The organism is Pseudanabaena sp. UWO311 (genome assembly GCF_006937785.1).
Classification (GTDB): Bacteria; Cyanobacteriota; Cyanobacteriia; order Pseudanabaenales; family Pseudanabaenaceae; genus Pseudanabaena.
This window is the reverse complement of sequence record NZ_SJEE01000024.1, coordinates 64,684-73,450: the sequence shown is the minus strand read 5'-3', so window position 1 is coordinate 73,450 and position 8,767 is coordinate 64,684. Positions and strand designations below refer to the sequence as shown.

The window sequence follows — 8,767 nt, the reverse complement described above, 5'->3', positions numbered from 1 at the left end:
GAAGAGGATGAATTGCAGATGAAGCCAATCTCTTCAATCCAACGAGAAGCATCAATGGAAGAAGAGGATGAATTGCAGATGAAGCCAATCTCTTCAATCCAACGAGAAGCATCAATGGAAGAAGAGGATGAATTGCAGATGAAGCCAATCTCTTCAATCCAACGAGAAGCATCAATGGAAGAAGAGGATGAATTGCAGATGAAGTCTTTAGTACAAAGACGAGAAAACCTTGGAGGCGAAGAAGTCTCAACTGATCTAGAGTCCTCAATCCAAAGTGCGCGGGGTGGTGGACAGTCTCTAGATCCTAATCTCCAAACTAAAATGGGTGAGGCAATGGGGGCTGACTTTAGCGCTGTGAAAGTGCACACAGATTCACAGTCTGACCAATTAAATAAATCTATTCAAGCAAAAGCTTTTACAACAGGTCAAGATGTATTCTTTAGGCAGGGGGCGTATGAGCCAAGTAGTAGAGGTGGACAAGAACTAATTGCTCATGAGTTAACCCATGTGGTGCAGCAAGGGGCAGGGGGCGCAAAAATTAATAGAAACTCGATAAAATCTCAAAAAGGAAAAATCCAAAAAAAAACTAAACCCGATCAGCCAGATTGCGCAAAAAAGGAAGTCGGAGTAAATGTCGTTGGACAGAAAGGAAATCGAAGTGCGAGCAGACCGTCGTTACAAAAATCAGTCACTCCCATGAGCTTGACTAAAAACAACTCGAATATGACTATTCAACGGACTTATTCTGCGCTAAGCCCGATGTCAAAGGCAAGAGTCGATCAACAAAGCGAAGAAAAATATGCCTCCAAAACAGAGGAGTTCGAATTTAAGATGGCTCCTAAAATCATGCAGAATGACAAAGTAAATGCTGTTGTTGATGGGCTATTGGCGCGGGTAAAACAAATTGTAGATGCTTGGGCAAAAGCAACGGGTCGAGATCAAGCAAAAACCTATGAGCGCGAGTTTGCTTGGAAAGGGGGAGATACATACTATGGCGCATTTGAAATGACTGCCAAAAATATCAAGGAGGTGTTTGACGATAAATCTCAACCAATGAGAACTAAGCTCAAGTTAGTTTACAATGCCGTTCGCAATAACAATCTCGCGAAATGGTTGAAACTTGCTGCAATCGAGCTAGACCGTGAAGCCAAAAACAAGACCCCTAGAGATTGGAAAATTAAGACATCAACGCAAAATGTTATTAGTGAGAAAGACAAATCAGGGAAAGTCAAGAGTTTTGTTAAAGGTGGAATAGAAAAAGAAGTTGTAAAAACTGGATTTGCTAAGGATTCTGGTTTAAAAGATTGGATGACTACCAAACAGATTGGAGATTTTGCCAATACTGCTGAGAGTGAAAAAGAGACTACAGGTAGCAGATCTAAGCGTGATGTATTTGGTCATGATCGCATGAGCGATTTACTTGGATGGAAAAAAGAAACGGCTAAAGCCAATCGAGAACGTCAATTTATTGGTGGCGGAGGATTGTCTTTAGAGGAACAACGCACTCTTAAAGTTGAAGATGTTCCCGATCTAACTCAAGCCGAACTTGAAATGCTACATAAACGACAAGGAAAAGTCGCACCAGACAAAAACGAACTTAGTAGATTCAAAAAAGACAAAAATGCCAAAATTAGTTGGGGACAAGGTGGTGAATCTTTCAATATTATCCTTGGCTCAGACAGTGCAAAAGCCGCATCAAGTGTGAAAGCACGCATGGAAGCGGGTATTTCTGGATCTACCGATCTGATGCTACATGCTATACAAAACTTAGGGCTTAGTGATGAAGCAAATATGAAAGGTATGCGATTAGCTTTAGCAGGCTGGATGCTGGCAAATCGCGACCATAGTTTCTATGAAATTTATAAATCGGCAGAGAGCTATGGTATGGCATTTGAAATCGACAAAGACGATCCTGGTAAAGAGTATGAGTCAGCTAGCAACCTGTCGCCGATGAAACTTAGTGATTTTTCCGATACACTTCCCGAAAATAAATTCCCAAGTTATTTCCTGTCTACTATTTATAAAGACATTCTTGCTGGAGGGCTAACCGAAGCCACTAAAGACAAAGTAGCTTTCAATAAAGCCCTACTCGCCCAAGGTTTATCTAACACGCTATTGACGGGACTTGATGAGCGGGCTACAGCAGAGTTATCTCGGTTAAGCGAAGTTGTGGCACAACAAACCATCGATTCAGGAGATCGCATGGGGATGAAACATCAATCTATTCGACGCATCAGACTCCATAATTCATTTGTTTATTTAGGCAATGAATTGGGTGCTGATAAAGCTGAAGGCATGCTCATTGCCTTGCTCAAGACTCATCATAGCGGCAAAGGTTTGGCAGCAGAGACGAATAACAAACTGAATAATCTGGCTGAAGCTGGTGTACCTCGTGTGATTTTAGAGCAACTCACTACCTCAAATATTAGTGAGATCGAGGCAGTTCGCAAAGTTGTGAAGGAGGCTCAGATAAATCGAACTACTGGTCAGCTAAACCTCATTGAAATTAACAAAGCTGTAAGCAAAATGAATATTGATGTAGTAAAACGCGAAGTGATTAAATCTGTTTTGATTCAGACTTATCATGGCAACAAAGTCTTGACAGAAGATCAGCAATATAAAGCTAATGCTGCACGTATGATGGCTGGTCATGAGGAATCAGGAGCGAAAAAGCTGACAACATCTCAACTAGATGACCTGCAAGCCCCCACACCGAAAGGGGGAACCAAAATCAGTGACAAAGACTACTGGGAATCTAAAGCTGCGAAAGGTAAACTAACTGATAATCTTGGGATTATTGCCAATTCCTTCTTAACTAAAGCCAATAGTACGGAAAAAGATCGCATTCGCAATGCTATTTATAGCCAGATATTTAATAACGATCATAACTCTATTGAAGAATTCAAAGAAGTGGAGAAAGGCGAAGGGTTCTCACTCGCTGTTACATCCTATACCGATAGCAGTTTTATCGAAAGAGAGGTTTTGCCGCCAGAGGCTAAGGAAGCTTTGACTGGACTGAAAGGGCTACATGATAAAGAGTTAGGTGCTATTTTCCAATACACAACCGCCCTGTACAAGCCAATTGTCAATTCTGCTAGTAGCTTTAAGACTGATGATTTCAAAGAAGGAGATCTCACTAATGTTAAGTGGGGATCTCCACTTGGAACGTTGAAGTATACGGGGCCAATGATGCAGGGGATTTCTTCTGGGCTTGCCAAGCTTCCAGTATATTCTGGTAAAGTCTACCGTTTAGTGACAACAAGTGACCCGATTATGACGAAGAGCGAAACTGAAAGGAAAAAATATGTGGCTAAAAACTATAAACCTGGAAAATTGGAATTTGCAAACTATCCGATGAGTGCAGCAAAATCGCTTAACTCTCAGTTTTCAAAAACAAATTATGGAGATGCAGGGTTCAGTGTTGTTTATGAGATCGACGAAGTAAAGTCGGGACGTGACATCCAGTTTGTTTCAGACAAAGTCAATGAAGAAGAAGTTCTCTTCCCACCTGGCTCAAGGCTGGAAGTAGTTTCTGCCACACATTGCAATCCCAACAACGATAAAGATACTCACATATGGGTTAAACTAAGAGAGGTATAAAATTTTGCCGATTCTTAGGGTGGTTCGGCTTATTTAGTTTAAGGAAATCAGATAAAACGTTGTTTTTTTTGATTTTGCAATTCAGTAACTTCCTTTTGTATTGGTAGTGTTCAGAAAAGTTTGACAAAACTATTCTTTGGGCTCTCTGATTTGCTAAAAACAATAAAAGTTGGCTCTATTAAATCTGAGTCGCCACGCAAGTTCATTATGGTCAACTACACTGTATCTTAAGGGCTATTGTTATAGTAACTTTCATTTAACAGACAAATTATATTTTAGGAGATAGTTTAAGTGAGTGAACTGTTTGACACCGTTCTGGGTTACTTTGTAGATAAAGGTTGGCCAATTGAACAACACGAAGAACTGCCAGTCCTTCGTATAGACTACGAAGGCGAACATGGAAGATGGTTTTGTTATGCTAGAGTGAATGAAGAAGCAAATCAATTCATCTTTCTTTCCACTTTGTCAGAAAAAGTTTCTGAAAACAAACGCATAAGTATTGCGGAATACATAACTAGAGCTAATTTTGGATTGAATATTGGTAACTTTGAAATGGACTTTGATGATGGTGAGATTCGATATAAAACCAGTATTGATGTTACCTACGCCCAAATCACTTTTGGATTAATCGATCCTTTAGTGAATGCTAGTTTGGTTGCTATGGATGACTATCTACCTGGTATCCAATTGGTTCTATCGGGAGAATCTACACCTAGTCAAGCTATTTCCCAAATCAATGAAGATGATGATGATGTTCTTACCTTCTAATTTGAATTGCTTAAAGCTTCTCTTTTGAATATGCTAGAAATCTACGTAACACATCCTAATAATCGGTAGTTACGAGATTTTTAATATGTCTCTGCCAGTCTTAAAATATGTCATTCACTCCACCCAAAATACTGTCTATAAATTCGCATTTTTAAAATTGGCAATAGGCGATCGCAGTTCTAGTTATTGATTTTTGGCTGATGCGATCGCCCTCAAAACTGCCTGAGACCTCTCAATATTTGCCACGAACAAAGTTCTTAAACTACAATAAAACTAAACATACATTGCACTTCCGCAGGTGTATCTCAGGCAACTATGGAAACTATTGCGATCGCTAGCCCCCTAGACACTTTTCTCCAGCAGCCCAACATTGAAACCTCACCTGCTTGGGAATTTATCCACGGGCAAGCCCAACAAAAGACGATGCCAACACTGTTTCATTCCCGCCTTCAGCGCAACCTAGTTAACACGATCAACAGCCAAACCCAAACATACGAAGCCATCCAAGAACTGCGTTGCATCGTGCCACCACTATCCCCCGTCCCAGACATTACCGTAGTTAAAAGCGATCGGCTTACAGAAGTCGATGGTCCACTTAAAGGAGCGCCAGACTGGATGATTGAAATTCGCTCCCCCGACCAAAATACATTAGAGCTACAAAACAAAATCCTACACTGCTTAATCAACGGGACTCAACTCGCTTGGTTAATTGATATTCAGCGAAAGCAAATCTGGGTTTGGGAACAATCAGAACTGCCACTAATCTATTCTGGAACCGACAAACTCCCAACCCTTTTCAATATCTCCGACCTGACAGTAGAAATGGTCATGGCAATGACCCAGCAGCGGTGAAAATAGAAATATTGCGATCGCCTGTTTGCGTAAGTTAGGTAAAAGAATGAAACCCAATGACAATAAAACTTGTATGCAATGCGATCTCCATTCTAATTATTGATTTTTGACTGAAGCGATCGGCGATCTCGTAAATTGAGCTAAAGAATGAAACCCAGCCTATTTTCTACAATATCCAAAAAGATGAATATAGATCACACTCTCTTAACAGAGTATGATCTATATTCATCTTACTAAGAGTCATTATAGAGGTTGAAATAATAACGAAGCTTTTAGTGTCGCTTAATTAATTAACAACAACTCCTATTCTTAATCCCCCTTTATTTATTGAAATAATGAAACTACTCTCAATTCCTTTCGGTGCAATTGCTTATCTTGTAGTTTTGCTAATGGGATATATAGCTGGGGGGTATATACTTGCTGCATACAATGTAAATCATTTTATTTTGATCGGCAACTACTTAGTTACCTTAAGATTAGCCCAAACAGGATCACCATCAATTAGTTTAGCGATCGCTTGGATTTCTCTGTGGATTTGGGGTGCTGCATTAATATGGGCAAAGCCATTTATCTTAGTAGAAATAAGTGCTCAAACTGTCGCTTTATTGTTACTATCATGTTGGATACTAGCTACTAGTATGATTTTTCTATTGGCATTTGCTCAGGCAAAAACATATAGAATAGGACTAAGCAAGCGTCAATCTATCTATGGATTAACCATACTTACATGGGGAGCCATGACATTTGGTTGGCATTTATATCAATGGATTAGTCCAAAATAAATACAAGGAAAAGACGTGAGCCAATCTCCTAGAAGCTACAACTCAAGAGATGCAGATTACTATATGCATCAAATTCCTCTTCAGGTTTTGGAGAAATTAGATGAGACGGAGAAAGAGCAACTAAAATCAGTTATCCATACAGCAATACCTAAATCTTCACCAAAGTTGATCGATCTCAGATTTGTGATTGATCTTATATTTACACGCTACTTTGTTGTGCTAATGATCGGCAAAGATCGGCGAAAACAAGATAGAAGACATGAAGTTAAAGGCTTTGCAAAATTTGCTAACGTCGTAGCCGCGATATTATTGATTATTGCCATGAGTCTACTTATTAGTGCAGTTACAATCTTAATTCTCTATCTTCTTAAGTCCGCTTTAGGAATTGATTTTTTTAAAGGTCATATAACTGAAGTTCTATTCAAAAAATAAAAGCTCATAGCCTAGTGCCGCATACCTTACAGAATTCTGCATCAGCATCATGTAAAGACAAGCCACAGCCTGAACAGACACTATCCTTCATCATGTCATTATCGCGATCGCTTTGGTTAGCAGTTTGCACCAATCTCTTAAATAACTCTCCTAGCTGCACTGGGATCAGCGCAATACCAGTAAAAACCATGATCACAGTCGTCAGTTTACCCGCGTCAGATTTAGGCATGACATCGCTATAGCCTACAGTAGTCATCGTAAAAATCGAGAAATAGAAAGCATCAAGAAAGTTATGAAACTTTGGATTGTTAGGATGTTCGATTTGATAGATCAAACCTGAGAAAACAAATACGATCGCGAATAATGTGAAGAGTATCCTAAATAAAATGGCAATATCTTCGGTCTTATGGGCAAATAGCGATCTCGACTCCACCAAACGAATCAAGCGCAAAATCCGAAACCAACGCAATAGCCGAATAAATGTCACATCAATTGCGCCTAAAAAGAACGGCAAAATCGCAACTAAATCGATAACTGCGTAGAGACTAAATAGATGTTTGAGCTTCTCTTCAGCACAAATTAGCCGCAGAAAATACTCAAAGACAAATACACCAAGGATAATGTCATCCAGCAAATTGAGTCGGTGACGGGTGATCTCGGATATTTCGTAGGTTTGGGCGACAAAACTGATCGCAGAGGCAAGCACAAGAATGGCGATCGCGATATTGATTAGTTTGCCAACTGGTGTAGCAAGGTCATCAAGATAAAAGTTAATTTTCTGGCTGATTTTTTGTCTTAACATAACGAATTAAATAATACCAAATTGCCGCTTTTCAAAAACAAAGCCCGAAAATTAAAGATTGCGCATAGCACAACCTTTAATTTTCAGGCTTTGCGACAAGCTATAATCAAATATCTTCAGCCACAGATTAATTTAGGAAGCCATGCTACTACAGGGACAAAAAATCACGCTCAACATCGACGATCTAGCTGATAGTGGCGATGGGGTGGGACGTTATGAAAATATCGCCATCTTTGTTCCCAATAGTGTTCCTGGCGATCGCATTACTGCAAAACTAGAATTTGTAAAAAAGAACTTTGCACACGCCAGTATTGAGAAAATTCTTTCACCATCAAGCGATCGCGTCTACCCAAAATGCATCGTTGCCGATAAATGTGGCGGTTGTCAATGGCAAACGGTGGGCTATCCCGCACAGTTGCGAACTAAGCAAAATATTGTCTTACAAGCTTTACAACGCATCGGTGGTTTTGATGCTGAGATGTTAGAAGCACTCATTTCACCGATTGTGGGCGCGAAGGAAAGTTTACACTATCGCAACAAAGTTACCTATCCTTTGGCTACGGGGCGTGATGGCAATCTCAAGGCAGGATATTATCAAAAGGGAACTCATAAAATTGTCAATCTCAATCAATGCCCAGCTCAAGACATACGTCTCGATCCGATGTTGGAAGAAATTAAGCACGATATTCATAACCAATGTTGGGAAATCTATGATGAGAAAACACACACTGGGCTATTACGTCATCTAGGGTTGCGTATTGGTAGGAATACGGGTGAAGTCTTGATTACTCTAGTAACGAGAGATTGGGATGTTCCGAACTTGAGTGTATTTGCGCAAACTTGGTTAGATCGCTATCCCAAAGTTATGGGTGTAATTCTCAATTGTAATCCTGATAGAACCAATGCAATTATGGGACGAGAGAGCCGTTGCATCGTAGGGAAGGATTATCTCTTAGAGAAATTTGCGGGTTTAACTTTCCGTTTGCGAGGTGATACCTTCTTTCAGGTCTATACTGAGCAAGCAGAAAAAATGCTAAAAATCATTGAAGCAGAACTTGATCTAAAAGGAACAGAAATTCTCTTAGATGCCTATGCAGGAATTGGCACGATCGCATTACCGTTAGCGGAGCAAGTCAAACAGGCGATCGCGATCGAAATCCAGCCCCAAGCAACAGCTCAAGGCAAGCTCAACGCCGAACTCAATGGGATTGACAATGTAGTTTTTCATACTGGCAAAGTCGAAGAATTAATCAGTACACTCAATCTGCAACCTGACATCGTCATCCTCGATCCACCACGCAAAGGTTGTGAACCTGAAGTAATTGCCTATCTACGCGAATTTGCTCCCGATCGCCTTGTCTATGTCAGTTGCAATCCTGCCACACAGGCAAGAGATCTGAAGCTGCTATGCGAAGGCGATCGCTACCAAATCACCCGCATTCAACCCATAGATTTCTTCCCACAAACCTCCCATATTGAGGCGATCGCCTTTCTTAAAAAATCGTAAGCACGACATATGACAGGCTATATA

Annotated in this window: 7 protein-coding genes; 6 read left to right on the top strand and 1 reads right to left on the bottom strand. The window is 40.3% G+C overall.

Translation table 11 applies throughout. The features are described 5' to 3' along the window. The 5 genes from PseudUWO311_RS17085 to PseudUWO311_RS17065 all read left to right on the top strand — a co-directional run. Nucleotides 1-3,600, top strand: a 3,600-nt coding sequence (locus tag PseudUWO311_RS17085; protein WP_142656447.1) for a DUF4157 domain-containing protein, incomplete at its 5' end; no start/stop codon positions are given. A 291-nt stretch (nt 3,601-3,891) separates the two neighbouring features. After that, nucleotides 3,892-4,368: a YbjN domain-containing protein gene (locus tag PseudUWO311_RS17080; protein ID WP_142656446.1), complete on the top strand. Its 477-nt coding sequence runs from the start codon at nt 3,892-3,894 to the stop codon at nt 4,366-4,368. A 315-nt stretch (nt 4,369-4,683) separates the two neighbouring features. Continuing rightward, nucleotides 4,684-5,220 carry a Uma2 family endonuclease gene (locus PseudUWO311_RS17075; protein WP_142656445.1) on the top strand — a complete coding sequence of 179 codons (537 nt, stop codon included), beginning with the start codon at nt 4,684-4,686 and terminating at the stop codon, nt 5,218-5,220. Nucleotides 5,221-5,555: 335 nt separating this feature from the next. After that, entirely contained in the window at nt 5,556-6,002 is a 447-nt protein-coding gene (locus PseudUWO311_RS17070; protein WP_142656444.1) for a hypothetical protein, read from the top strand. A gap of 15 nt (nt 6,003-6,017) precedes the next feature. Next, on the top strand, nt 6,018-6,434 hold the full coding sequence (locus PseudUWO311_RS17065) for a hypothetical protein (protein ID WP_142656443.1): 417 nt from the start codon (nt 6,018-6,020) through the stop codon (nt 6,432-6,434). A gap of 4 nt (nt 6,435-6,438) precedes the next feature. On the opposite strand, the gene PseudUWO311_RS17060 is transcribed toward PseudUWO311_RS17065, so the two are convergent. Further along, the gene (locus PseudUWO311_RS17060; RefSeq protein ID WP_142656442.1) at nt 6,439-7,236 is read right to left on the bottom strand and encodes an ion transporter; all 798 of its coding nucleotides are present in this window, start codon (nt 7,234-7,236) and stop codon (nt 6,439-6,441) included. A 142-nt stretch (nt 7,237-7,378) separates the two neighbouring features. Here PseudUWO311_RS17060 and rlmD point away from each other — a divergent pair, with 142 nt between their 5' ends. Then, on the top strand, nt 7,379-8,743 hold the full coding sequence (rlmD, locus tag PseudUWO311_RS17055; protein ID WP_142656441.1) for a 23S rRNA (uracil(1939)-C(5))-methyltransferase RlmD: 1,365 nt from the start codon (nt 7,379-7,381) through the stop codon (nt 8,741-8,743). Nucleotides 8,744-8,767 lie beyond the last annotated feature (24 nt).